General features: G+C 67.8%; 25 protein-coding genes. 13 read left to right on the top strand and 12 right to left on the bottom strand.

Translation table 11 applies throughout. The annotated features are described in order from the left end of the window. Nucleotides 1-34 precede the first annotated feature (34 nt). Nucleotides 35-1,423: a pyridoxal-phosphate dependent enzyme gene (locus tag CHB64_RS04345; RefSeq protein WP_089411326.1), complete on the top strand. Its 1,389-nt coding sequence runs from the start codon at nt 35-37 to the stop codon at nt 1,421-1,423. A gap of 7 nt (nt 1,424-1,430) precedes the next feature. Continuing rightward, on the top strand, nt 1,431-1,769 hold the full coding sequence (locus CHB64_RS04340) for a Spx/MgsR family RNA polymerase-binding regulatory protein (RefSeq protein WP_089411325.1): 339 nt from the start codon (nt 1,431-1,433) through the stop codon (nt 1,767-1,769). A gap of 68 nt (nt 1,770-1,837) precedes the next feature. On the opposite strand, the gene CHB64_RS04335 is transcribed toward CHB64_RS04340, so the two are convergent. Together CHB64_RS04335 and CHB64_RS04330 are read right to left on the bottom strand one after the other, a co-directional pair. Then, nucleotides 1,838-2,380, bottom strand: a complete 543-nt coding sequence (locus CHB64_RS04335) for a phasin family protein (RefSeq protein WP_089411324.1) — start codon at nt 2,378-2,380, stop codon at nt 1,838-1,840. 127 nt (nt 2,381-2,507) lie between these two features. Beyond that, nucleotides 2,508-3,812 (bottom strand): lytic murein transglycosylase, encoded by a 1,305-nt coding sequence (locus CHB64_RS04330; RefSeq protein WP_234993305.1) that lies wholly within the window; start codon nt 3,810-3,812, stop codon nt 2,508-2,510. Nucleotides 3,813-4,058: 246 nt separating this feature from the next. Here CHB64_RS04330 and CHB64_RS04325 point away from each other — a divergent pair, with 246 nt between their 5' ends. After that, nucleotides 4,059-5,462 (top strand): serine hydrolase domain-containing protein, encoded by a 1,404-nt coding sequence (locus tag CHB64_RS04325; RefSeq protein ID WP_089411323.1) that lies wholly within the window; start codon nt 4,059-4,061, stop codon nt 5,460-5,462. Nucleotides 5,463-5,483: 21 nt separating this feature from the next. Here the strand turns inward: CHB64_RS04325 and CHB64_RS04320 are convergent, their stop codons facing one another. Next, nucleotides 5,484-6,200, bottom strand: coding sequence for a YbjN domain-containing protein (locus tag CHB64_RS04320; protein ID WP_143265936.1), 717 nt, complete (start codon nt 6,198-6,200; stop codon nt 5,484-5,486). 158 nt (nt 6,201-6,358) lie between these two features. Between CHB64_RS04320 and CHB64_RS04315 the strand changes: the two genes are divergently transcribed. From CHB64_RS04315 to CHB64_RS04270, 10 genes are all read left to right on the top strand, one after another. After that, nucleotides 6,359-7,711, top strand: coding sequence for an RsmB/NOP family class I SAM-dependent RNA methyltransferase (locus CHB64_RS04315; RefSeq protein WP_089411321.1), 1,353 nt, complete (start codon nt 6,359-6,361; stop codon nt 7,709-7,711). Between the two features lie 135 nt (nt 7,712-7,846). Next, a complete protein-coding gene (locus CHB64_RS04310) occupies nt 7,847-8,578 on the top strand; it encodes a Bax inhibitor-1/YccA family protein (RefSeq protein WP_089411320.1) in 732 nt (243 codons plus the stop codon). 135 nt (nt 8,579-8,713) lie between these two features. After that, entirely contained in the window at nt 8,714-9,952 is a 1,239-nt protein-coding gene (locus CHB64_RS04305; protein WP_089411319.1) for a tetratricopeptide repeat protein, read from the top strand. A gap of 81 nt (nt 9,953-10,033) precedes the next feature. Then, nucleotides 10,034-10,648, top strand: a complete 615-nt coding sequence (locus CHB64_RS04300) for a ribonuclease D (RefSeq protein ID WP_089411318.1) — start codon at nt 10,034-10,036, stop codon at nt 10,646-10,648. Nucleotides 10,649-10,775: 127 nt separating this feature from the next. Beyond that, entirely contained in the window at nt 10,776-11,489 is a 714-nt protein-coding gene (gene lptC, locus CHB64_RS04295; RefSeq protein WP_159462412.1) for an LPS export ABC transporter periplasmic protein LptC, read from the top strand. Further along, nucleotides 11,486-11,962, top strand: a complete 477-nt coding sequence (locus CHB64_RS04290; protein WP_089411316.1) for an LptA/OstA family protein — start codon at nt 11,486-11,488, stop codon at nt 11,960-11,962. Before lptC ends, CHB64_RS04290 begins: the two co-directional genes overlap by 4 nt. Nucleotides 11,963-11,994: 32 nt before the next feature. After that, complete coding sequence (gene lptB, locus CHB64_RS04285; protein ID WP_089411315.1) at nt 11,995-12,831, top strand: LPS export ABC transporter ATP-binding protein; 837 nt, start codon at nt 11,995-11,997, stop codon at nt 12,829-12,831. 22 nt (nt 12,832-12,853) lie between these two features. Then, nucleotides 12,854-14,365 carry an RNA polymerase factor sigma-54 gene (rpoN, locus tag CHB64_RS04280; protein ID WP_089411314.1) on the top strand — a complete coding sequence of 504 codons (1,512 nt, stop codon included), beginning with the start codon at nt 12,854-12,856 and terminating at the stop codon, nt 14,363-14,365. A gap of 82 nt (nt 14,366-14,447) precedes the next feature. Further along, a complete protein-coding gene (gene hpf / locus CHB64_RS04275) occupies nt 14,448-15,032 on the top strand; it encodes a ribosome hibernation-promoting factor, HPF/YfiA family (protein ID WP_089411313.1) in 585 nt (194 codons plus the stop codon). 123 nt (nt 15,033-15,155) lie between these two features. Then, nucleotides 15,156-15,620, top strand: coding sequence for a PTS sugar transporter subunit IIA (locus tag CHB64_RS04270; protein WP_089411312.1), 465 nt, complete (start codon nt 15,156-15,158; stop codon nt 15,618-15,620). 82 nt (nt 15,621-15,702) lie between these two features. Here CHB64_RS04270 and CHB64_RS04265 read toward each other — a convergent pair whose 3' ends face one another. The 9 genes from CHB64_RS04265 to fliF all read right to left on the bottom strand — a co-directional run bounded on the left by CHB64_RS04265 (nt 15,703) and on the right by fliF (nt 23,131). Beyond that, complete coding sequence (locus CHB64_RS04265) at nt 15,703-15,999, bottom strand: DUF1150 family protein (RefSeq protein WP_089411311.1); 297 nt, start codon at nt 15,997-15,999, stop codon at nt 15,703-15,705. A gap of 173 nt (nt 16,000-16,172) precedes the next feature. Next, the gene (locus tag CHB64_RS04260; RefSeq protein WP_089411310.1) at nt 16,173-17,165 is read right to left on the bottom strand and encodes a threonine ammonia-lyase; all 993 of its coding nucleotides are present in this window, start codon (nt 17,163-17,165) and stop codon (nt 16,173-16,175) included. 93 nt (nt 17,166-17,258) lie between these two features. Then, a complete protein-coding gene (locus tag CHB64_RS04255) occupies nt 17,259-17,915 on the bottom strand; it encodes a TIGR02466 family protein (protein WP_089411309.1) in 657 nt (218 codons plus the stop codon). Between the two features lie 10 nt (nt 17,916-17,925). After that, nucleotides 17,926-18,735 (bottom strand): undecaprenyl-diphosphate phosphatase, encoded by an 810-nt coding sequence (locus CHB64_RS04250; RefSeq protein ID WP_089411308.1) that lies wholly within the window; start codon nt 18,733-18,735, stop codon nt 17,926-17,928. A gap of 71 nt (nt 18,736-18,806) precedes the next feature. Beyond that, entirely contained in the window at nt 18,807-19,877 is a 1,071-nt protein-coding gene (locus CHB64_RS04245) for a flagellar motor switch protein FliG (RefSeq protein WP_089411307.1), read from the bottom strand. After that, nucleotides 19,874-20,611, bottom strand: a complete 738-nt coding sequence (fliP, locus tag CHB64_RS04240; RefSeq protein WP_089411306.1) for a flagellar type III secretion system pore protein FliP — start codon at nt 20,609-20,611, stop codon at nt 19,874-19,876. Before fliP ends, CHB64_RS04245 begins: the two co-directional genes overlap by 4 nt. Further along, a complete protein-coding gene (locus CHB64_RS04235) occupies nt 20,611-20,976 on the bottom strand; it encodes a FliM/FliN family flagellar motor switch protein (protein ID WP_089411305.1) in 366 nt (121 codons plus the stop codon). The genes fliP and CHB64_RS04235 overlap by 1 nt, the downstream gene beginning before the upstream one ends. Then, entirely contained in the window at nt 20,973-21,566 is a 594-nt protein-coding gene (locus CHB64_RS04230) for a hypothetical protein (protein ID WP_089411304.1), read from the bottom strand. Before CHB64_RS04230 ends, CHB64_RS04235 begins: the two co-directional genes overlap by 4 nt. Continuing rightward, entirely contained in the window at nt 21,563-23,131 is a 1,569-nt protein-coding gene (fliF, locus tag CHB64_RS04225) for a flagellar basal-body MS-ring/collar protein FliF (protein WP_159462411.1), read from the bottom strand. The genes CHB64_RS04230 and fliF overlap by 4 nt, the downstream gene beginning before the upstream one ends. Nucleotides 23,132-23,251: the final 120 nt, after the last annotated feature.

Genomic DNA, 23,251 nt, shown 5'->3' with positions numbered 1-23,251 from the left:
TTAAGTCCGTCTCAACATCGGCGGAGAGAATCTGATGAAAGAAACCGCGTTCGGACCCGTCCTCGACAACGTGCTCGAAGGCATCGGCAAGACGCCCATGGTCAAGGTGTCGAATATCGACGCCGGCCCATGCGAACTCTTTTTGAAGCTTGAATCCAACAATCCCGGCGGCTCGATCAAGGACCGCATCGGCCTCGCCATGATCGAGGAGGCGGAAAAGAGCGGCAAGCTGAAGCCGGGCGGAACGATCGTCGAGGCGACGGCCGGCAACACCGGCCTCGCGCTCGCCCTGATCGCCGCGCAAAAGGGCTATCGCCTCATCATCGTCGTGCCCGACAAGATGGCGCAGGAGAAGATCTTCCACCTCAAGGCGTTCGGCGCGGACGTGCGCCTCACGCGCTCCGACGTCGGCAAGGGGCACCCGGAATATTATCAGGACGTCGCCCAACGCATCGCCGAAGAGACCGGGGCTTTCTACGTCAACCAATTCGGCAATCCCGCAAATCCCAAGGCGCATGAGACGACGACCGGCCCGGAGATTTGGGCCCAGATGGGCGAGGACATGCACGCCCTCGTCGCCGGCGTCGGGTCGGGCGGCACCATCACCGGCCTGTCGCGCTTCTTCGAGAAGGCCGCGCCGCATGTGGAGATCATTCTCGCCGATCCCGAAGGCTCGATCCTCGCCGACTACGTCAACACCGGCCAGAAGCCCAACGCCGTCGGCTCCTGGCTCGTCGAAGGCATCGGCGAGGATTTCATTCCCGACATCTGCGACCTGTCGCGCGTCAAGCGCGCCTACGCCGTCACCGACAGGGAAAGCTTCGAGGCCGCGCGCGAGCTTCTGCGCCGGGAGGGCGTGCTCGCCGGTTCGTCCTCCGGCACGATCCTCGCCGCCGCGCTCAAATACTGCCGCGCCCAGAGCGAGAAGAAGCGCGTCGTCGCCTTCGTCTGCGACCGCGGCGACAAATATCTCTCCAAGATGTTCAATGACTTCTGGATGTACGATCAGGGCTTCCTGAAGCGCCCGCCCAAGGGCGATCTCACCGACCTCATCAGCCGCAAGCATTCCGAGCACGCGACGGTGACGGTCGGGCCGGACGACACGCTCATGGCCGCCTACGGACGGATGAAGCTCTACGACATCTCGCAGCTTCCCGTGCTGAACGAGGACGGCTCGCTCGCCGGCCTCATCGACGAGGAGGACATCCTCTTCGCCGTCGTGCGCGAGCGCGAGAAGTTCAAGGAGCCGGTGAAGTCGGCCATGACTTACCGGGTCGAGACCCTAGACGCTTCGGAGCCGATGGAGGAGCTGCTGCCCGTCTTCGCCAAGGGCCACGTCGCCGTGGTGATGACGAACGGCAAGTTCGAGGGCCTCATCACGCGAACGGATCTGCTGAATTATCTCAGATTGCAAGTGGCGTGAGGCGACTTTGAAACTCTACGGCCTCAAGACCTGCGATGCGTGCCGCAAGGCGATCCGCGCCCTGAAGGAGTCAGGGCGCGCGGTCGATTTTGTCGACCTGCGCGCGGACGGCGCGTCGCGCAAACAGATCGAAGCATGGGCGAAGGCCGCCGGCTGGCGGAAGCTGCTCAACAGAAGCTCGACCACGTGGCGCGGGCTCGACGCGGCGGACAAGGAAAATCTCGACGAGAAAAAAGCGCTCGCCCTCATGGCCGCGAATCCGACGCTCATCAAGCGCCCGGTGATCGAGATGGACGGCAAGGTCTTCATCGGCTGGTCGGACGCGACGCGCGAAGCCCTGCTCTGACGCCCCGCAAATGAAAACGGCCCTCCCCCTTGCGGGAAAGGCCGTTTTGAACTCGCGTCGATTTCGCCTTACTTCGCGGCGAAGGGGAAGACTTTTCCCAGCGAGCCTGCGGTCGCAGCCGCCGCGTTCAGCGACTTGGCGAAAGGCTCGAAGCTCTCGCGCGCGGTCTCGACCGAGGCGTCTGCGAGCTTGCGGACGCGCTCGAGGCGCGTCTCGAAAAGGTTCGTCCAGTAGTCGCGCTGGATCTCGAGCGCGTCGGCGACGGTGCGCGCGCGGACGAGTTCGTTGGCGAAGTCGATCGCGCGGGCGGTCTCGTCCTGCGCGGCCGCGACGAAGTCGGCGCTCACGGCGCGGGCGCGGTTCTGGATCGTCTCCAGATTGGCGCGGGCGGCCTCGGCGAACTCCTCGGCGTTCTCGCGGACCGCTTCGGCCTGGCCGTTGAAGGCGGTCAGAAACGCGTCGTACTGACGCGCGGCGGTTTCGGCGAAGGCGCCGGCGGTCGCGAAGGCTTCATTCGCCGCGATTTCCGGCGCGGCTTCGGGGGTTTCGGTCTCCGGTGCGGCGGTTTTGGGCGCGCGGCGCAGAGCGGCTTTTTTGGCGGCGGTGGCCATGGTGGAACTCCTCCTCCTCAAGACAGATCGCGCCGCAGGATCTGTTGCGGCGCAGCGTGCGCTTCAGCTAGTGATTTTTGTGCAGTGCAGCAAGAGCCGGCTGTTCACAAATTATTTCAAAATATTTCTATCGCTCCTGCGCCGCGGCGCTTTCCTCCGTCGCCGGCAGACGCGCGGTGAGCAGCGCCAGCATCGTGGCCGAAGCGTAGCCGTCGGCGGGCAGGCCCTCTTTCTGCTGCCAGGCGCGCAGGGCCCGTTTCGTGCCTGCGCCGATGATGCCGTCTACGGGACCGGGATCGAAGCCGTGATCTTTCAGCGCCTGCTGCAGCGCCTTGCGCTCGGACAGGGTGAGCGCGCGATCGTCGCGCGGCCAGTCGCGCACGAGCGCCGGCGCGCCGCCGGCCACCGCCTCTGACAGAAGCCCGACCGCCAGTCCGTAGGCGGTCGAATTATTGTATTTCAGGATCGCCTCGAAATTGCCGAAGACGAGAAAAGCCGGCCCGCGCGCGCCGGCGGGCAGAAAGACCCGCCCGCGAAGGTTCGGATCGTAGCGCCCGATCAGGGATCCTTGCGCGCCCCTGATCCCCATCGCCGCCCATTCGGCGAGCGCGCGTCGATAATTTGGCTTTGCGAGAGCGTAATCGAAGCCGTCAGGCAATATCACTTCAACCGCCCACGGATCATCGGCGCGATAACCGGACGCGGCGAGATAATTGGCGGTCGAAGCGAACACGTCGCCGAGATCGCGCCAAAGATCGCGTCGGCCGTCGCCGTCGAAGTCGACCGCATAGGAGAGATAGGTCGTCGGCACGAACTGGGTCTGGCCCATCGCCCCGGCCCAGGAGCCTTTGAGCTCGTCGCGGGCGGCGTAGCCGTTCTGCAGAATCTTCAGCGCGCCGATGAGCTGGCTGCGCCCGTAGCCCGAGCGCCTGCCCTTCCAGGCGAGCGTGGCGAGCGCGGCGACGACGTCGTAATCGCCCATCACCGCGCCGTAGGAGGACTCGAGCCCCCAGATCGCGACCAGGATTTCGGCGTCGACGCCGTAGGCCGTCTCGATGCGGCGAAGAAGGTCTCGATGCTCGGCGAGCTTGGCCCGGCCGGTCTCGATGCGTTTCGCCGAGAGCGCGCCGTCGAGGTAATCCCAAATTGCGCGGGCGAATTCAGGCTGGTTGTCGTTGATCTCGAAGACCCGGTCGATGGGCGCGACGCCGGAGAGCGCGCCCTCGATCACGTCGGGGCGCACGCCCGCGGCCGCCGCCTCGGCGCGGAAGCCGTCGAGCCACTCCTCGAAGGAAGGCTCCTGCGCCGTTGCGGCGGAAAGCCCCGCCGCCGGAAACGCCGTTACAAGCGCCGTCAGCAGGCTTGCCGCCAGCTTCGTCGTTTTTCGCCCCGCCTTTCGCATCATTCCCCCGCTCTGGAACGCCATCGTCATGGGTTTCTCATACGGCGAACGCGCCTGCCGCCTCAAGCGCGCGCCCGCACAGCATCGCCGGCCGAGAAGGCGGAAATCGGGCGCGCCCGCCGAGCCCGAGACTTTTTTCATGGACCCCGCCGGCCTATCGTCGCGGGCGTCTTCGACGGCAATCGACAAGACCGTTCGCGCGCCCGCAGGCGCGCTGCGCCCGACCGCCTCTAAGCCGGCCCGCATAAACCGGATCGCTCAAGGAAAGGCTCCGTCATGATCGCCGCTTCGTTCCGCTCCTTGCCTGGCGCCGCGACGCTTGCGCTGCTCGCAGCCCTGTCCGGCCCCGCCCGCGCCCAGGAGGCCGACCCGGCCCATCTGTCGCTCGTCGCCGGCTACAAGGCGGCCTTCGCCTGCTCGGCGCATTTCAATGCGGGCCGCAGCCTCGACGAGATCGACCGCGACGAGCTCGCCAATATTTACGCAGACTATCGCGAGGCGATGGCGGCGCTGCCGGCCGCACGCATCGACGAGAAGAACAAGACCGTCTCGGTCGCTTATGCGGAAGGATTTCCGCCGCGCATCGCCGCCTGGCGCCCGCTGCTCGGCTGCGCGCAGTTGCCGAGCGGCGCCGACGCCTCCCTGGCCGGGCGCCTGCCGCGGCTTTCGCTCGACCGGCCGCGCAAGGACAGCCGCGCCGAATGGCCGGCGGGCGAGCATGTCGCGATCGATCCCGACCCCGCCCTCGACGCCGTGGTCGCGGCGGCCTTCGACCGGGCGAGCTATGGAGAGAAAACAGAGACGACAGCGGTGGTGGTCGTGAAGGACGGGCGCATCGTCGCAGAAAAATATCGGGACGGATTCGGCCCGGACGTTCCCCAGCGCACCTGGTCGGTCGCGAAGTCGATCGCGGCGACGATCATCGGCGCGGCCGCGCATCAGGGCCTGATCGCGCCAGGCGAGCCGGCCGGCCTCGCCCAATGGTCGGCGCCGGGCGATCCGCGCGCGGCGATCACGATCGAGAATCTGTTGCACATGTCGAGCGGGCTTACGTCGCTTACGGCCGGCAACCGCACCGACGACGTCTATTTCGGCGGCGGGCTCGTCGTCGATCACGCGATCCCGAACCGGCTCGTCGCCGCGCCCGGAACGCGCTGGCGCTACGCCAACAACGACACCATGGCGGCGATGCGCGCGCTGCGCGAACGCATGGGCGACGACGGCGCCTATTGGCGCTTTCCTTACGAGAAGCTGCTGTTTCCGCTCGGCATGAACCGGACCTTTCTCGAAACCGACTGGAACGGCGATTTCGTGCTGTCGAGCCAGGTGTGGACGACGGCGCGCGACCTCGCCCGGCTCGGCCTTCTTTATCTCAACGACGGCGTATGGAACGGCGCGCGCATCCTTCCCGAGGGCTGGGCCGCGTTCGTCGCGACGCCGGCGCCTTCGCAGCCGCCGGAAGGCCGGCCCGGCTACGGCGCGCAATTCTGGCTGTTCGGGCCGCGCCACGGCCTGCCCGAGGGCAGCTTCGCTGCAATGGGCAATCGCGGGCAATATGTGATGATCGTCCCGGAACGGAACGTCGTCGTCGTGCGCCGCGGCTTCGATGAAAGCCCGACGGTCAGCTTCGACATCGCGCGCTTCTGCGCCGACGTCCTCGCGGCGTTGGAAGCCGAATAGCGCCCGTGGTCCGCGCCGGGTCTATCGTTCTGCGCCGATATTCTCGATCTTGTTGCGCGGCGCGTCGCGGTCGCGCAGCAGCACGCGCACGAGCTCGGCGGTTTCCTCCATCGCCCCCTGATGGCGCGTGACGGGCGTCTCGCCCGCCGCGCCGGCCATGGCCGCAAGCCCGCGCGAATTCAGCAGCCGCGCCGAGAGATCCTCAGCATATCCCTCATGGGCGATGGTCTGCGCCGAGGTGCGCAGCTCGTCGCGAAATATGTCGGCCAGCGCCACGAGATTGAGGATGCTCGCCGCGACATTGCCGCGGGCGATGCCGTAATCGGCGATCTCATAGCGGCTGAGATAGGCGCTGCGCCCGTCCTCGGCGAGGCCGGCGGTCGAGAACCAGTAGCGCTGGTTGAAGGCCGTCACCGTCTGGTGATTGAACCCGGAGCCGGCGAACAGCACCACCGAATTCATGCCGACGCAGTTGGTGAAATCGGGCCCCTGGCAGGCCGTCGGGATGATGTTGAAGGAAAGCTCGCCGCCGGCGCTCACCGCGATATAGGGCCGCCCGTCCGGCGCCTGGCGCTGCTGCCAGACGGCGCCGAGCTCGGTCAAGATCGGCCCGACATTCGCGGGATCGAAATTGGCCACGATTCCCCGCGGATTCGAGACCGCGTCCTGCTGCGCGCTCGCCCCGGAGACCGCCGTCAACGCTGCGACCGCTGCGGCCGCGATGAGTTTTTTCATCATCCCCATACCCCTGACGTTTCCGCCGCGCCTGCGCCCCCGCGCGCGGGCGGCTTCGCGCGCGAGCATAGGCGCAAACCCGGTCCGCGGAAAGGGCGGACTTCCCCGACAGGCCGCTTCGGGAGGTGACAAGCCCCGCCCGTCCGTCCTAGAGCCTCGCCATGACCGCCGCTTCGAAAAAGCGCCCGCCGGCGAAACCCGCGACTCAGGGCCTCGTCGCCCGACGCGCCGCGCTTGACATTCTCACGCTCGTGCGCGCCGGCGCGGGCCTCGACGAGGCGCTGGACAAGTGCCGCTCCTTCGACGCGCTGGAGGGGTCGGACCGCGCTTTCGCGCGGACGCTGGCGACGACGGCGCTGCGCCGCCAAGGCGGACTTGACGCGCTCATCGGCGCCCATGTCGAGCGGCCGTTGCCGAAGCGCGCCGCGCGCGCGATGGATATTCTGCGCCTCGCCGCAGCTCAATCCGCCGCGCTCGGCGTCGCCGATCACGCCGTCGTCAACACCGCCGTCGCGCTCGCCCGGTCCTTTCAGGAGACCGCCGGCTACGCCGGCATGATCAATGCGGTGGCGCGCAAAATCGCCGCGGCGGGGCCCGCGGCGCTTGAAAAGCTCCCCGTCCGGATCGACACGCCGGGCTGGCTGTGGCGCTCCTGGGAGCGCGCCTACGGCCCCGCCGCGGCGCGCGCCGTCGCCGAGGCCCATCGCCGCGAGCCCCCGCTCGACCTCACGCCGAAAGACCCGGCGGAAGCCGAAGCGCTGGCGCAGCGACTCGGCGCGCGGCTGCTCGCCGCGGGCTCGCTGCGCCTTGACCACGCCGGGCCCGTGCCTCGTCTTCCCGGCTACGCGGAAGGCCGGTGGTGGGTGCAGGGCGCCGCGGCCGCCCTGCCCGCGCGGCTGCTCATCGGCGCCTTTCCCGAAGGAATCGCCGGCAAGCGCGTTCTCGATCTGTGCGCCGCGCCGGGCGGCAAGACCCTGCAGCTCGCCGCGGCGGGCGGGCGCGTCACGGCCGTCGACGTCGCCGGACCGCGCCTCAAGACGCTCGCGGAGAATCTGCAGCGCGTCAGCCTGTCGGCCGAAACCGTGAAAGCCGACATCCTGAAATGGACTCCGGACGCGCCGGCCGACGCCGTCCTGCTCGACGCGCCATGCAGCGGGACCGGAACGATTCGTCGGCGTCCCGACATTCCGTGGGCGAAGAACGAGGACGAGATCGCCGCGCTTGCAAGACTGCAGTCGAGGCTGATCGACCGCGCGCTCGGCTTTCTCAAACCCGGCGGCGTGCTGGTCTACGCCGTCTGCTCGTTGCAGCCGGAAGAAGGCGAGCGCCAGGCGGCGGCCGCGCTCGCCCGCCATTCCGGACTGGAGCGGATCCCTGTGCGTGCGGAGGAAATCGGCGGACTTCCCGCCGCGATCACGCGCGAGGGCGATCTGAGAACCCTGCCCTCGCACCTAGCCGAAGCGGGCGGCATGGACGGCTTTTTCGCCGCGCGGCTGCGGCGCAGCCGCGGTTAACGGCGGATAACCAGTTCAACTTGTTGGTCTTGCAGCGCCGGCGGCGCGCCGAGAAGTCCCGATTCCGCTTGAAGCCGAAGCCGCGACGCCCGATATATTGGCCCGACCTGTCGTCCGAAAGGAGAGCCTGGAGCTATGAACGATTTCCGCCGCAATTATGACGCCGCCGTCGCGCGGACCGGTACCGTCGCCATCGACGAAGGCCTGCGCCGATACATGCTCGGCGTTTACAATTACATGGCGCTCGCGGTCGCCGCGACGGGACTCGTCTCATTCTTCGTCGCGTCGAACCCGGCCATGGTGCAGGCCATCGCTCTGACGCCCCTCAAATGGGTGTTGTTCGCCGGCATTCTCGGCCTTGGCTTTTTCGCGCCGCGGGTGATCTACAGCGGCTCGACGGCGGCGGCCCACGGCATGTTCTGGGTCTACGCCGCGCTGTGGGGCCTTTTGATCGCGCCGATGCTGTTCGCCTTCAAGGCGGCCGGCGCGGCGGTCGACATCTACCGCGCCTTCTTCATCACCGCAGCCGCTTTCGGCTCCATGAGCCTGTGGGGCTATACGACCAGGCGCGATCTGTCCGGCATGGGCGGCTTTCTGGTCATGGCCACGGTCGGGCTGCTGATCGCCATCATCGTCAACGCGATCTTCTTCAAGAGCGGGATGGCGAGCCTCGTCACCTCCTCGCTCGTGGTGCTCGTGTTCTCCGCGGTCACCGCCTATGAAACGCAGATGATCAAATCGCTTTACGCGGAAGGCGCGGCGAGCAACGAGCGCTCGGCGATCTTCGGCGCCTTCGCGCTATACGGTTCGTTCGTCACCCTGTTCGTGCATATCCTGAACATTCTCGGGATCATGCGCAGCGAATAGACCGTAAGGACCTGCGAAAAAGCCCCCGCCTCCGGCGGGGGTTTTCCTTTTGGGCGCCTGTCCGGCGCGGCGAAACATCCTGTCATCGCATCTTGAATGGCGCGTGAGCGCGCCGCCCGCTAGTCTCTCGCGCCTATGAGCGTCAAAGACTGTTTCGACCTGCCAGTGACCGGCGCCGATGCCGCGGCCGCGGCCGCTTATGGGGCCTATGTGCGCGAGTTCCTGAGCTACGGCGCGCAGCTGCGCGATCTCTTCGCGGCCGCCGACGCCGCGCCGGATTGCGCGCTCGTCAACGCCCACGCCGCGGCCTTGCATCTCGCCTTCGAGGGCGCGGAAGGCTGGCGCGCCGCCGACCCCTATCTCGGCCGGATGCGCGCATGCGCCGAGCGAGGAGGCGAACGCGAGCGCCTGTTCTGCGCGGCGGTCGAGGCCTGGGCCGCGCGGCGCTTTCGCCAGGCGCTCGCCCTGCTCGATGAGCTCACCGTCCGCTGGCCGGCCGATCTGTGCGCCCTCAAATGGGGCCAGTATCACGCCTTCAATCTCGGCGATCAGACCGCGCTTTTGCGCTTCGCCGAGCGGACGCGGATCGTTCATGAGGGCGCGCCTTACGCGCATGGCATGATCGCCTTCGCGCTCGAGCAGAATCATCGCCTCGAGGAGGCCGAGGCCGAAGGACTGCGGGCGGTCGAGATCGCCATCGACGACGCCTGGGCGCATCACGCCGTCGCCCATGTGATGGAGACCGAGGGTCGGGCGCGCGACGGGGCGCGCTGGCTCGACCGCTGCGCTCATACATGGGAGCGCAAGGGCGTATTCATCCGCGACCACAATTGGTGGCATGCGGCGCTGTTCCGGCTCGGCTATGGCGACCCGGAGGCCGCGCTCGCGATCTACGATGCGCGGTTGTGGGGCCTGTGGCCCGAATTCCCCCAGGAGCAGATCGGGGCGGTCTCGATGCTGTGGCGGCTGGAGCTGCGCGGGCTCGACGTCGGCGCGCGCTGGGCGCCGGTCGTCGAGCAGGCCCGCGCGCGCGCCGGGGAGCACCTCTTTCCCTTTCACGACCTGCACTACCTCTACGCCCTTGCGCGGGCCGGCGCGCCCGGCGAGGCGGCGGCCTTCCTCGCTTCAATGGAGCGCTACGCCGAAGGCCTGCCCGGACCGGAGCAGGAGGCATGGCGCGACGCCGCGATTCCATGCGCGCGCGGCGCGCTCGCTTTCGCGCAGGATGACTATGTGGCGGCCGCGAGCCATCTCGCCCGCGCCCTGCCGCATCTTCAGAAGATCGGGGGCAGCCACGCCCAGCGCCATCTTTTTATCGAATGCGCCGAGGCCGCCGCGGCGCGCGCCGGCGGCGCTCGCGCCTGGAGCCGGTAGAGCCCGCGCTTCGCGGTTTCCTCGCCGCAAGCGCGATGCTATGGCCTGCCGCTGACCCATCGCAGCGGAAAGATTTCGCCCATGGCGATCCACCTTCATCAGAACGACCTTCCCGCAGGACTCGACCTCGGTCCCGTAGTCGCCGTCGACAGCGAGACGCTCGGCCTCGACCCCTTCAGGGACAGGTTGTGCCTCGTTCAGCTCTCGGCCGGCGACGGCGAGGCGCATCTCGTCCAGCTCGCGGCCGGCCGCTACGAGGCCCCGCGCCTGAAGGCGCTGCTTGCCGATCCGAAGGTGCTGAAGATTTTCCATTTCGCCCGTTTCGACATGGCCGTCTTCCGGCACTGGCTCGGCGTGACGACCGCCCCGGTCTATTGCACGAAGATCGCCTCCAAGCTGGCCCGGACCTACACCGACCGGCACGGGCTCAAGGACTTGACCCGCGAACTGTTGGGCCTGGAGCTGTCTAAGCAGCAGCAGTCCTCCGACTGGGGGGCGGACCAGCTCAGCGAGGCGCAGCTCGACTACGCCGCGGCGGACGTGCTCTATCTGCACGCGCTGAAGGAGAAGCTCGACGCCATGCTCGCGCGGGAAGGGCGCGCCGAACTCGCCCGGCGCTGCTTCGAGTTTCTGCCCACGCGGGCGGCGCTCGATCTCGCCGGTTGGGCCGACGCGGACATCTTCGCCCATGCCTGACGGCGCGCTCCGGCCTTGCGTGAAAACGTCCACAGGAGGACTATATAACAGACGACCGCAGACGCGCGTCGGCCCGGCCGCGCGTCCAGAGGCGGCGAACCTCGAAACAAGGCGGGCAAGCGCGGATATGACGGCGGCGACAGACAGCAACGGCTCAGGCGGGGGCCTCAGGACGCTCCGGATCGGCCCCCGGCTGACCGGCGCCCAGGCCGCCCGCCGCGCCGCGCTCGCCCGCAAGCTGCGCATCGCGCTGCCGATTCTGGCGGCGATCCTCGTCGCCGCGTTTCTGGCCAACGCGCGCCGCGACCAGCCCGATGAGGTCTTTCTGAAGGACTTCGCCGATCTCGGCGCCGCGCCGGACGAACTGCGCATGGCCAATCCGCGTTTCGCCGGCGTAGACGGCAAGGGCAATCCCTACGAGATCACCGCCGAGACGGCCCTGCAAAACCCCGAAGCGCAGGAGGTCGTCGAACTCGTCCGCCCGCGCGCGGTCACCAGCCGGCCCGAGGAAAGCACCGTCGTCTACGCTGAAAGAGGCGTCTTTCAGTCTAAAGAAAACATCCTGACGCTGAAGGACGGCGTGGCGCTCGAGCGGGCCATCGGCGGGCGGACCTACGTGCTGCGCGCGTCCGCCGCGACCGTCGACATGGACGGCGAGACGGTCGTCAGCGAGAACGGCGTCGAGGGCGAATCCGAAGCCGGCCTTCTGCGCGCCGACTCGATGCGCGCCTATAACGCCGAGCGTCGCGTCGTGTTCGAAGGCAATGTCAGCATGCGCATCTTTCCCGGCAAGACCAAAGCCCACAGACCGGCCGAGAACGAAGGAGAACAACCGCAATGAAGGTCTTCGCGGCGACGGCGGTCGGCGCCGCCCTTTCCCTGTCGGCGGCGCTCGGCCAACTCGTGCCTGACAGCGACGCGCCGATCGACATCACGGGGAACAGCCTTGAGATCGTCGACGACGTGGCGACCTGGATCGGCGACGTGCGCGCGGTGCAGGGCGAGGCCATTCTGACCGCCGACAAGCTTGTCGCGATTCTCGACGATGAGGGCGGCTTCTCGTCGATCCGGGCGATCGGCGCGGTGCGTTACGCCAACGGCAAGGAAGCGATCACCGGCGAGACCGCGCTTTACGACGCAGAGGCGCGCGCCATCACCATCACTGACAATGTGGTCGTCACCCAGGGCCGGACCGTCATGCGGGGCGGCGCCCTCGTTTACTGGCTCGACACCGGGCGGATCGCCTTCACCGCGCCGGACGGAAAACGCATCCGCGGCATCTTTTATACGAAGTCGCTGGACGCTTCATTATAGCTTCACCAAACCTTAAAGGCAGGCGCCGCTATATGGCCGAAGATATGACGCCGACGATGGACACCCCCGGAGCGGAGGGCGGCGGACCGCGCGCGTCCCGTCAGTCCGCGCAGAAAGCCGGCCAGAGACCCGCCGTGGTCGAAGGCGGGGCCGGGCTGTTTGCGGAAAACCTGCGCAAGTCCTTCAAGCGACGGCCCGTCGTGCGCGGGGTGTCGATGAGCGTGCGCCGGGGCGAGGTGGTCGGCCTTCTCGGGCCCAACGGCGCCGGCAAGACGACGTGCTTCTATATGATCACCGGGCTCATTCCGGTCGATTCGGGAACGATCTCGCTCGACGGCCATGACGTCACGCGCCTGCCCATGTATCAGCGCGCGCGGCTGGGCGTCGGCTACCTGCCGCAGGAAGCGTCCATCTTCCGCGGGTTGACGGTCGAGCAGAACCTGCGCGCCGTCGTCGAGCTGGTCGAGCGCGACAAGGACCGCCAGCAGGCGCTCATCGACGACCTGCTCGCCGAGTTCAACATCACGCACATCCGCAACGCGCCGGCGCTGGCGCTGTCGGGCGGCGAGCGCCGACGCGTCGAGATCGCGCGCGCGTTGGCGACGGGCCCGGCCTTCATGCTGCTCGACGAGCCCTTCGCAGGCATCGATCCTCTCGCGATCTCGGACATTCGAGAGCTCGTCGCGCACCTGAAGGAGCGCGGTCTCGGCGTTCTGATTACGGATCATAACGTGCGCGAGACGCTGGACATCATCGACCGCGCCTACATCATTCATGAAGGCGAAGTGCTGATCGAAGGCAAGCCCGGCGACATCGTCGGAGACAAGGACGTGCGCCGCGTCTATCTGGGCGAACGCTTCCAGATGTGACGCGGCCGGCGAAGGGGGCGATGTGGCGTTAGCACCGAAACTTGAACTCCGGCAGAGCCAGCAGCTCGTCATGACGCCGCAGTTGCAGCAGGCCATCAAGCTGCTGCAGCTTTCCAATATCGAGCTCGCCGCCTTCGTCGAGGATCAACTCGAGCAGAACCCCTTTCTGGAGCGCGCGCCCGAAACCGAAGAGGCCGGCGAGGCGCCCGACCGCGCCGAACGGGGCGAGGGCGCCGAAGAAAGCCGCGAGGCCGCGCCGCTCGACCTTGCGCGCGAAGACGGCGCCGGCGCCGCGCGCGAAGCGATGGACGCGGCCGACGAGGACGCCTATCCGAGCGGCGCCGACCCCGACGCCGGCGCATATCGCGTGAACGAATGGGCCGCCGTCGGCGAAGGCAAGGCGCCCCTCGACGCCGACCGGCAATTCGACGCCACGCTTTCGAAAGACGTCTCCCTGCACGAGCATCTGATCGAGCAGCTGCACGTGGCCACGCGCGATGCGCAGAAGCTCTTGATCGGCGCCTATCTCATCGACCTCATCGACGAGGCGGGTTATCTGCGCGAGAGTCTCGATCTCGTTGCGGAGCGGCTCGGCGCCGACCTCGACGCAGTCGAGGAGACGCTCGCCCTCATCCAGACCTTCGAACCGTCAGGCGTCGGCGCGCGCGACCTCAAGGAATGCCTGCGCCTGCAACTTATTGAGCGCGACCGGCTCGATCCCGCCATGGCGGCCTTCATCGACAATCTGGAGCTTCTCGCAAAAGGCGACCTCAAAGGCCTGATGAAAGCGACGGGCGCGGACGAAGAGGACGTGCGCGACATGATCGCGGAGGTGCGCGCCCTCACGCCGAAGCCCGGCGCGGCCTATGGCGGCGAACCGGTCCAGGTGGTCGTGCCGGACGTGTTCGTCCGCGCCGCGCCGGACGGCGGCTGGAAGGTCGAGCTCAACAGCGACACGCTGCCGCGCGTTCTCGTCAACCAGCGCTATTACGCCGAGGTCGCGCAGGCCGGTTGCAAGGACGCCGACAAATCGTTCCTGAACGAACATTTCGCCAACGCCAACTGGCTGGCGAAAAGCCTCGACCAGCGCGCGCGCACCATCCTCAAGGTCGCCAGCGAGATCGTCCGCCAGCAGGACGCCTTCCTCGTCTACGGCGTCAAACACCTGCGCCCACTCAACCTGCGCGCGGTCGCCGACGCCATCTCCATGCACGAATCGACCGTATCCCGGGTCACCGCCAACAAATACATGGCCACCCCGCGCGGCCTGTTCGAGATGAAATATTTCTTCACCGCGGCGATCGCGGCGAGCGACGGCGGCGAGGCCCGCTCGGCCGAAGCGGTGCGCCACCGCATCCGCGAGCTCATCGCCCGAGAGACCCCCGATTCCATTCTTTCCGACGATAAGATCGTGGAAATCCTGCGCGCGGAGGGGGTGGACATCGCCCGGCGCACGGTCGCGAAATACCGGGAGACGCTGAACATCCCGTCCTCCGTGCAGCGTCGCCGCGACGCGCTGAAAACGGCGATCTAAGCCCTTTAATCGCCGCCGCGGCGGACGATATTATGGAAGCCGGACGCGCCCTCAGGCGCGCCGCGACGAGTTCGGAGGCCCCATGGAAATACAAGTCTCAGGCAAGAACATGGATCTGGGCGACGCGCTCCAGGCCCATGTGGGCGAGAAGCTGACCGACGGCGTGACCAAATATTTCGATCGCGGCGCGGAGGCGGCCGTCATTTTCGCCAAGGAGCGCCATCTCATCGAATGCGAAGTGACGGCGCGTCTGGCTTCGGGCGTCCTGCTCGCGGCCCATGGCGAAGCCGCCGACGCCTATGGGGCGTTCGACGAGGCCCTAGAGAAGCTCGAAAAGCGGGTGCGGCGCTACAAGCGGCGGCTCAAGAATCACCACGCCAACGGCAAGCCGCCCCTTCCGGCGGAAACGGCGTCCTATTACACCCTCGCGCCTCTGGCGGAGGAAGCCGACGAAGGCGACCATGACGGGCAAGGCGAGGAGAATGCGCCCGTAGTGGTTGCGGAGAGCCGCACCGAGCTCAGGGAAATGACGGTCGGCGACGCGGTCATGCAATTAGACCTTGTCGACAGCCCCGTGATCGTGTTCAAGAACGCCGCTCATGGAAGGTTAAATGTTGTTTACCGTCGCCGCGACGGTCATATTGGATGGATCGATCCGGCGTTCTGAACGGCAAGAATCTCGCAAAGGAATCTCGCAAAGGGCGACCTTGCAGGCCGCAACTGAAGTCGGATCGCCGGCCCGAACGGGCCGCAGCGGGTTCGGCGCCGCTAGGGCGTGGTGCAGGTAGTTATGGGTCTTGATGAGCTCCTGAGCGCCGATGGCGTACTTTTCAATCTGAAGGCGCGGTGCAAGCGCGAGGCGCTGGGCCTCTTGGCCGAAAAGGCGGCGGCGCTGACCGGCGCGTCTGCCGACGCTGTGCGTGCGACCCTGCTCGAGCGCGAGCAGCTGGGCTCGACCGGCGTAGGCGCGGGCGTGGCGATCCCGCACGGCAAGATCGAGGGGCTCTCCCGCGTCGTCGGGGTGCTGGCCCGTCTTGAGACGCCCATCGACTTCGATTCGGTGGACGACCAGCCCGTCGATCTGATTTTTCTTCTGCTCGCCCCGGCGAACGCCACCGCGGCGCATCTGAAGGCCCTCGCCAAGGTCTCGCGCCTGCTGCGCGACGAGCATGTCCGCGCGACCCTGCGCGGGGCGCAGACCGCCGAGGCGCTGTTCGCCGTGGCCATCGACGCGGCCCGGCCGCACGCGGCCTGACCGGCGCGACGAGGCCCGTCGACAATCAACCTATGCTGACGAAAGGGGCGGTCCGCCGCGACGCGGGCCGGGGGCCGGCGGATCAGTGCACGCTGACGGGGTTCATCTCGTGCTGGCGCGCGGCGGCGAAGGCGAGTTCGCGGTCGCCCACGAGCGCGATGCGCTCGCCGTCGGCGGCATGGACGGAATAAAGGGTCGCGTCCTCAGGCACGTCGGCGAGCGGCGCGCCTTCGTCGTCGACCAGTTCGTCAAGAACTTCGCGCGCCACCACCGTGCGCACGTAAACGAGCTTGCGCCCGCCCAGCTCGGCGAATTCCTGCGCCGACAACGGCAGCGCGCGGCCGCCGACCCCTGCGTGGAACTCTCTCGGTCCTGCCATAGCCTTAGCGATCTCCACGATCAGCCTTGCGGCAAGCCTGCCCGACATTGGATAGCAAACGATAAACAGGCTCGCATGGTTTGGTATAGCCGATTTAGGTAAACTTTATAACATTTCAACGGCGCGCCGAAGGCGCCGGCGCAGCGACGGGGCGCCTTTTTTCGGGCGCGGATTCAGCCGGCGCGGTCGAGCAGCCGGGAAAACAGCGCCGGATCGACATTGCCGCCGGACAGGACGAGCCCGAGGGTTCGCCCGCGGGCGTCGATCTTGCCGGCGAGCAAGGCGGCCAGCGCCGCCGCCCCGCCCGGCTCCAGCACGAGCTTGAGATGCTTGAAGGCGAAAGCGAGGGCCGCGGCGGCGTCCTCCTCGCTCACCGTCGCCCCGCCCGTCACGCGCTTTTGAAGCACCGGAAAGGTGAGCGCGCCCGGCGAGGGCGTGGCGATGGCGTCGAAGATGGTGCGCAGGGTCACATCGGCCGTAAGCCGTCGGCCGGCCTTTATCGACGCCCAGGCTTCGTCATAGCCCTCCGGCTCGGCGATCCAGACCGCCGTCTCCGGCGAGAGCTCTTCCAGAATCAGCGCGCAACCGGCCGCCAGCCCGCCGCCGCCGCAAGGGACCGCGAAAAGGTCGAAGCGCGCGCCCAGATCCGCGGCCTGCCGCGCGGCCTCGAGCGCAAGCGTTCCCTGCCCTTCGATGATGGCGGGGTGATCATAGGACGGCGCGATGGCCATGCCCCGCTCGGCGGCGATGGTCCGCGCGATCGCCTCTCGGTCTTCGCTGTAGCGATCATACGTCACGATCTCGGCCCCGTAGCCGCGCACCTTCTCGACCTTGAGGGCGGGCGCGTCGGTCGGCATGACGATCACGGCCGGCGCGCCGAACAGCTTCGCCGCGCGCGCCACCCCCTGCGCGTGATTGCCGGACGACCAGGCCACGACGCCGCGCGCGCGCGCCTCGGGCGAAAGCTGCGCCAGGAGATTGTAGGCGCCGCGAAACTTGAACGAGCCGCAATGCTGGAGAATCTCCGCTTTCAGGAGCACCCGCCCGCCGGCGCGCGCGTTCAGCATCTCGTTCTCGATGAGCGGCGTGACGAGCGCCTTGCCCTCGAGCCTTTGCGCCGCGCGCCGCACGCCGGCCGCGCTCGCCGCCCTGTCCTCGCCGTTCATGAACGTCTGCTCCCTGAAAACAGCTGCAGATCCGGATGTCGTCCGGAATTGGGGAAAGCGTAAGGCGCCGGCAAGGCCGTCGCGGGGACGTCATCACGTCGGCGGGCGCGCCGGGATCGCCATGATGTTCATGGCGATCGAGACCCGCTCGCGCGCGCCGTGATGCGGCTGAACGCCGTGCATGAGCCAGGCCGGAAACATCACGACCTTGCCTGGAACGGGACGGATCTTGACGATGTTTTCCTCGCGCGCGCCGTCGTCGTCGACGAATTGAAGATCGGGGGCGTACATGCGGCTCATGGGAAAACGCGGATCGAGCAGGGTCAGCGCCCCGCCTTCCGGGTCGCCGCCGTCATCGACGTAATAGACGGCAGACCACAACGCGCCGGCATGGGCGTGATTCTGGTTCGAGGCGCCCGGCGGCGAGACGTTCGCCCACATCTCGATGCTCATCTCGTAGCGGGGCTGATTGTTCCGCATGCCGACATCGGTCGTGTAGCGCCCGCACAGCCGCAGCGTGTCGAGCGCGACCGCCTTCGCCGCCGGCCCGCCCCAGGACAGCATCTGCGAATCGGAGTGCCAGCCGTTGACGTTCGAGCGCACGATCCCTGGCGAGGCGGCCTGGCGCGCGCGGATCGCGTCGAGCAGCGCGGCGTTGCGCGCGGGCGCGTCCGGCAGCATCGCCTCGATGACGGGCGTGGCGAACAGGCGCCGCACCTGCGGCTTGTCGGGCGTTTCGTCAGACGTCATGGCCGCTCTTTCAGGCGAGCTTTCCAGCGAACAACAATAACGCGGCGCCGAGCAGCACGCGATAGACCACGAAGGGCAGGAAGCTCATCCGTTGCAGCCATTTCATCAGAAAGGCGATGGCGCCGAGCGCCACGAGAAAAGACAGCCCCGCCACGATCAGCCCGGCGGCCAGTTGCTCATCGCCCCCGCCCGTCAAAAGGCGCAGCATGGCCGCAAGCCCGAGGACCATGGTCACCGGAATCGCGAGCAACATCGAAAAGCGCGCCGCCTCGACGCGCGACCAGCCGAGATAACGCGCCGCGGTCATGGTCACGCCGGAACGGCTGACGCCAGGCACGAGGGAGAGCATCTGCGCGAGGCCGACCATCATCGCCTCGCGCCAGCCGAGCGTGGCGACGCTTTTCTCGCCCGCCGCCGGGCGCCGGTCCGCATGCCAGAGCAGAAGGCCGAAGACGATGCTCGTCGCGCCGATGAGGTGGGGCGAGCGCATCGCCTCTTCGAGCTTCAACGCCACCAGCAGCGCGCCGAACAGCACGATCGGAACGCTCGCGCCCGCCAGCATCAGGAACAGCCGACGATCGGGGCTGTCGCGAAATCGCAGCGCGTCGACGCCGCCGCGCGCGAGCATGCCCGTCTCATTGCGGAAATAGAGCATCACCGCGCCGAGCGTGCCAACATGGGCGGCGAGATCGATCAGCGGTCCCTGGTCTCGCCAGTCCATCACCAGAGGCGCGAGAATGAGATGCGCCGAGGAGGAGATCGGCAGGAACTCGGTGATCCCCTGAATGAGGGCGAGAACGATGAGCTGGATGAGCGGCATGGAAGGGGCTTACGCTGCTTTGCACGCAGGGCGCCATGAAAAAGGGGCGGCTGCGTGGCGCGCCGCCGTGCTCAAACGTAAACCTCGTCGTCGCTCCCGTCTGTTTCGATGCGGTTGAGCTCGAACTCGCCGGCCGCGACGAGGCGGCGCACGGTCGCCATGAACTGGCCCTGGCAGGCTTCCGCCTCGGCGACCGGCACGGGTTTGAGCGCCTCGATCTGCTCCTGATATTGCTGGCCGAGGCGCTGGGAGATGTTCTTGAAGATGAACTCGACCGCCTCCGGCGCGTTCTGGCGTCCGTATTTGACCGCCTTGAGGAACACGTCCGCGTCAACCTCGCGCACGACGAGCGGCACGGCGTTGGCGGGCACGCGCTCCGGGATGTCCTTGAAGGTGAGAATCTGCGCCTTCACTTCCTCGAGAATGTCGGGCGTTTCAGCGGCGATGATTTCGAGAAGGCTGTCGCGCTTGTCTTCCGGCATGTTGTTCATCATGGCGCCGATCATCTGGCCCGGCCGGACGGCTTTCGACGCCCGCCGCAGCGGCGCGAGAAAATCCCGCTCGACGGCTTCGGCGAGAACGTTGAGCGCCTCCTTGCGGACAGGCATCGGCCTGGCGAGCCGGACGAGCGCGGCCCGGGCGAAATCCGGCTCGAAGAGGCCGAGCACGCTGGAGGCCTTCTCGGCGTCGATCCGCGCCAGGATGACCGCCGCCGTCTGCGGCTGCTGGCGGGACAGATAGTCCGCCAGCGCCTTGTCGTCGACGTCGGCCAGCTTCTCCCACACGGAGCGCGCGCCAGGAACCTCGTCGAGGACCTTGGTCGCCGTTTCCTCGCTCTTGAACCGGCTGATGAGCGCGCGCGCCTCGTCGAAGCCGCCGCGCACTTCCCCGTCCTCGCCGCCGAGCTCGTTCAGGAACTCCGAGACGACGGCGACGAGATGTCGGCGCGGCACGGTTCTGAGCTGCGTATAGGCTTCAGCGAAGGCGCGCAGATGCTTGTCGCCGATGCGCTCGATGATCGGTCCGGCTGCGTCCGGCCCCAGCGCGGCGATGATCATCGCCGCCTTCTGCGGAGCCGTGAACCCGGTCGCTCCCTCAAGGCGCGTCGCCACAGATTTTCCCGTCGCCGCTTCCGCCGTCATGTTCCGTACCCTTTCACCAGCGCGCCGGCGATTTCGATCCAGCCGTTCGCCAGGACGAAAAAGGCGAGCTTGAACGGCAGCGAAACGATCGCCGGCGGCACCATCATCATGCCCATAGCCATCAGCACCGACGCCACGATCAGATCGATGATGAGGAAAGGCAGAAAGATCACGAAGCCGATTTCGAACGCATGCTGAATTTCCGACAGCATGAAAGCGGGGATGAGCACCGACAGCGGCGCCTCGCCGCCGGCGTCGGCGCGCGCCGGAGCGACTGCGGCCAGCGCGTCGACCGCGGCCGGCGAGACCCGCGCCTCCATGAACGCCCGGAACGGCTCGAGCGCCCGCTCGAAGCCCTGCGCCTCGGTGACGTCGCCGTCGAGCAGGGGCTGCACGCCCGCCCGCCAGGCGTCGGCGAAGACCGGCTCCATCACGAAATAAGTCAGGAACAACGCCAAGCTCATGATGAGCATGTTGGGCGGCGCCTGCTGCAATCCGATCGCCTGACGCAGGATCGAAAAGACGATCACCATGAACGGCAGGCAGGTGATCATCATCGCCGCGCCCGGCGCGAGGCTGAGCACGGTGACGATCAGGAAAAGCTGGACCACCCGCAGGCTGAGCCCGCCCTCGGCGGCGAGCGCGGATGGCCCATCCTGCGCCGCGGCCGCGCCGGCGAGAAGCGCCGCCAGCGCCGCGCCGAGCACCAATGCTGCGCCGAGCCTGCGAGCCATCAGACGATCTCGGACATGTCGACGATTTCGGTGATGCGCACGCCGATCCCCTCGCGCCCATTGTCGAGCTGCGTGAGCTCGCCGCGGGCGATCACCCGGTCCTTCACGCGCAGCTCGACCGGATCGTCGAGCGAGGCGTCGAGCGGCAGAAGATGGCCGCGCTCCATGTTGAGGAGATCGCCCAGAAGCGGGCGCGCCGACCCGACGGAGACGACGACCTCGATCGGCACGCTGAAGATCGCGCGGCGCAAGCGGTTGGCCTCGCCGCCTTCGCGCCGTTCGACATGCGGCGCGGCGCCGTCCGACTCGCCAGCCGCTTCGCCCGTGACCGTCTTTTCATCGTCTTTCGCTTCGCTTTCGCTCATCGCCCATTCCCGTCGCTTTTTCCGGCCGCGGCGATGTCGAGCGCGGCCAGGCACGCCGTCATCGCCTCTTCAAGGTCGAAATCGAGCCCCCCGCCGGCCCACTCGGCCCGCGCGCGCGCGCCTTCGAGCGCCGGATCGGCTTTCACTTCGACCATCGCGGCGCCCGCTTCGGCGAGCGCGCGCGCGATCTCGCCTTCCCATTCCGCCGGGGCGAACACTTCCATTCTGTTAACGGCCGACTCCCGGCGCGCCTTTTCGAAGGCGGCGGCCGCTTCGGCGGCGAATCCCTTCGCGGCCAGCGCCGGGAAGAGCCGTTCGAGGAATATCCTGAGCGCCGCGGCCGCGTCCGTCGCCAGGCGCGCCGGCAGGCTCGCAAGCTCGGTCTCCATGGCGTTGACGGCGGCGCGGAACATCTGCTCGCCGGCGTCGGCTCTGGCCGCCGACGCGGTCTGGCCGGCCGCATAGCCTTCCGCGAAGGCCTCGGCGCGGGCGCGCTGCAGGGCGACGTCCTCGCCTGTCGCTGCGCCGTCCGACGCGGCCGGTCCGGGCGCATCGTCGAAGCGCTCAAAAATCAGCGCCGGCCTCGTCATGCGGCGTCCTCCGCCGCGTCGAGCCAGGACTGGATGAGTTTCGCCGTTTCGTCGCTCTTCGCGCCGGCGAGCTCGCGCAGCGTCGCAATCGCGTCGGGTTCGGCGGCGGGAAGCGCGTCCGACGCGCCTTCGCCCGCGATCGCGGCGGCCGGCGCGGCCGCAGCCTGGGCGAGGGCAGGCTGCGGTTGCGCCTCCGCAGACGGGGCGGGCAGGTTCTTCGGCGCGAGCAGCGGCTTCACCACGAACAGGGCGAGCACCAGCGTCACGACCGCCAGGACGACCATCTGAATGACATGCATGAGATGGCGCTCAAGGAAATCGCCGATCGGATTCGCCTCGACCAGCACGCCCTCGTCGGACGCGGCGCGGAAAGGGAGCGCCTGGATGGTCAGGGTGTCGCCGCGCTCCTCGTCGAGGCCGGCGGCCCGCGCCACGAGTTCGCGCAGCGCCGCGAGCTCCTCCTGCGTGCGCAGCACGGGCTCGCCTCCCTCCTCCGCCGGATTTTCCGCAATCTGATTGACGATGACCGCGACGCTCATCTTGCGGATCGAGCCGGGTAACTTTTCGCGCTGGCGCGTGGTTTCGGAAACGCCGTAGGTGACGGTCTCGCGTGTCTCGGCGCGCTCTGTGCGCGAGCCCGTTCCGGCCGCGCCGTCGCCTTCGGGAAGGTTGCTCGCAACCGTCACCGCTCCGCCGCGCCCCTGCGTCGTCTCGGTGATTTCCGTCGTCTCCTTGCCGGTGACGACCCGCGCGTCGGGATTGAAGGTTTTCTCCGAGACCGCTTCGCGCTCGCGGTCGATATCGAGCGCGACGCTCACGCGGGCGTTGCCCGGCCCGACGCGCGCTTCGAGCAGTTCGATAATGTCGTTTTCGATCGCCTGGGCGCGATCCGCGACGTCCTTGACGTCGACGACCTCTTCGTCGCGGCCCGGCTCGAGCACGACGCCGCGGCTCGAATCGATGATCGCCACCTGATCGGCCGGCAGGCCCGGCACGGCTGAGGCGACGAGATAGCGAATCGCCTGCGCCTGCGACCGGGAGAGTCGCTCGGCGCCCATGACGACGGTCACGGACGCGCTCGGCGCGGGCCGGTTGCGGGCGAACGCGCCGGCCTGCGGCGCGGCGATGTGCACCCGCGCGGCCTTGACTCCGGGCGTCGCCAGGATGGTGCGCGCAAGCTCGCCTTCGCGCGCGCGCCAATACGTGGCGCCGAACATGTCCGACGTCGTCGAGAAGCCGTTGAGATTGTCGAGAAGCTCGTAGCCGGCCTGTCCCGTCTCGGGCAGCCCCTCGCCCGCGAGCGACATCCTGATGGAATCGCGCTTGGCGGAGGGCACGTAGATGGCCTCGCCGCGCACGTCGAAAGGAACGTTCATGCGCTCGAGGGCGCCGACCACCTGCCCGGCCGTACGCCCGTCCAGCCCGGCGTAAAGCAGCGCCATTTTCGGCGTTGAGGCGGTCCGTGCAAGGATTGAAAACGACACGACGACCGCCGCCACGGCGCCGACGAGCATCAATCGCTTCGCGGGAGTGAGAATGCGCCAAACCGAAACAAGTCCCTGCATTTTTTCCATGCCCGTTAATGACGCCGCCGCCGAATTCTTCAGCGTCCATGCCCGGTCATTTACCATTTGATCATTAAGAGGTGGTTACACAGAAAGCGAAGCGCGCAGGAAAACGCGCCA

The sequence above is a fragment of the Amphiplicatus metriothermophilus genome (genome assembly GCF_900199215.1).
GTDB classification, from domain to species: Bacteria; Pseudomonadota; Alphaproteobacteria; order Caulobacterales; family Parvularculaceae; genus Amphiplicatus; species Amphiplicatus metriothermophilus.
This window is presented reverse-complemented; position numbering and strand designations above follow the sequence as displayed.

What these genes read in the sequence shown, in the direction of transcription:
- CHB64_RS04345 (WP_089411326.1), top strand. Translation starts at nt 35, where the DNA reads ATGAAAGAAACCGCGTTCGGACCCGTCCTCGACAACGTGCTCGAAGGC.
- CHB64_RS04335 (WP_089411324.1), bottom strand. Translation starts at nt 2,380, where the DNA reads ATGGCCACCGCCGCCAAAAAAGCCGCTCTGCGCCGCGCGCCCAAAACC.
- CHB64_RS04330 (WP_234993305.1), bottom strand. Translation starts at nt 3,812, where the DNA reads ATGACGATGGCGTTCCAGAGCGGGGGAATGATGCGAAAGGCGGGGCGA.
- CHB64_RS04325 (WP_089411323.1), top strand. Translation starts at nt 4,059, where the DNA reads ATGATCGCCGCTTCGTTCCGCTCCTTGCCTGGCGCCGCGACGCTTGCG.
- CHB64_RS04320 (WP_143265936.1), bottom strand. Translation starts at nt 6,200, where the DNA reads ATGATGAAAAAACTCATCGCGGCCGCAGCGGTCGCAGCGTTGACGGCG.
- CHB64_RS04315 (WP_089411321.1), top strand. Translation starts at nt 6,359, where the DNA reads ATGACCGCCGCTTCGAAAAAGCGCCCGCCGGCGAAACCCGCGACTCAG.
- CHB64_RS04310 (WP_089411320.1), top strand. Translation starts at nt 7,847, where the DNA reads ATGAACGATTTCCGCCGCAATTATGACGCCGCCGTCGCGCGGACCGGT.
- CHB64_RS04305 (WP_089411319.1), top strand. Translation starts at nt 8,714, where the DNA reads ATGAGCGTCAAAGACTGTTTCGACCTGCCAGTGACCGGCGCCGATGCC.
- CHB64_RS04300 (WP_089411318.1), top strand. Translation starts at nt 10,034, where the DNA reads ATGGCGATCCACCTTCATCAGAACGACCTTCCCGCAGGACTCGACCTC.
- lptC (WP_159462412.1), top strand. Translation starts at nt 10,776, where the DNA reads ATGACGGCGGCGACAGACAGCAACGGCTCAGGCGGGGGCCTCAGGACG.
- CHB64_RS04290 (WP_089411316.1), top strand. Translation starts at nt 11,486, where the DNA reads ATGAAGGTCTTCGCGGCGACGGCGGTCGGCGCCGCCCTTTCCCTGTCG.
- lptB (WP_089411315.1), top strand. Translation starts at nt 11,995, where the DNA reads ATGGCCGAAGATATGACGCCGACGATGGACACCCCCGGAGCGGAGGGC.
- hpf (WP_089411313.1), top strand. Translation starts at nt 14,448, where the DNA reads ATGGAAATACAAGTCTCAGGCAAGAACATGGATCTGGGCGACGCGCTC.
- CHB64_RS04270 (WP_089411312.1), top strand. Translation starts at nt 15,156, where the DNA reads ATGGGTCTTGATGAGCTCCTGAGCGCCGATGGCGTACTTTTCAATCTG.
- CHB64_RS04265 (WP_089411311.1), bottom strand. Translation starts at nt 15,999, where the DNA reads ATGGCAGGACCGAGAGAGTTCCACGCAGGGGTCGGCGGCCGCGCGCTG.
- CHB64_RS04260 (WP_089411310.1), bottom strand. Translation starts at nt 17,165, where the DNA reads ATGAACGGCGAGGACAGGGCGGCGAGCGCGGCCGGCGTGCGGCGCGCG.
- CHB64_RS04255 (WP_089411309.1), bottom strand. Translation starts at nt 17,915, where the DNA reads ATGACGTCTGACGAAACGCCCGACAAGCCGCAGGTGCGGCGCCTGTTC.
- CHB64_RS04250 (WP_089411308.1), bottom strand. Translation starts at nt 18,735, where the DNA reads ATGCCGCTCATCCAGCTCATCGTTCTCGCCCTCATTCAGGGGATCACC.
- CHB64_RS04245 (WP_089411307.1), bottom strand. Translation starts at nt 19,877, where the DNA reads ATGACGGCGGAAGCGGCGACGGGAAAATCTGTGGCGACGCGCCTTGAG.
- fliP (WP_089411306.1), bottom strand. Translation starts at nt 20,611, where the DNA reads ATGGCTCGCAGGCTCGGCGCAGCATTGGTGCTCGGCGCGGCGCTGGCG.
- CHB64_RS04235 (WP_089411305.1), bottom strand. Translation starts at nt 20,976, where the DNA reads ATGAGCGAAAGCGAAGCGAAAGACGATGAAAAGACGGTCACGGGCGAA.
- CHB64_RS04230 (WP_089411304.1), bottom strand. Translation starts at nt 21,566, where the DNA reads ATGACGAGGCCGGCGCTGATTTTTGAGCGCTTCGACGATGCGCCCGGA.
- fliF (WP_159462411.1), bottom strand. Translation starts at nt 23,131, where the DNA reads ATGCAGGGACTTGTTTCGGTTTGGCGCATTCTCACTCCCGCGAAGCGA.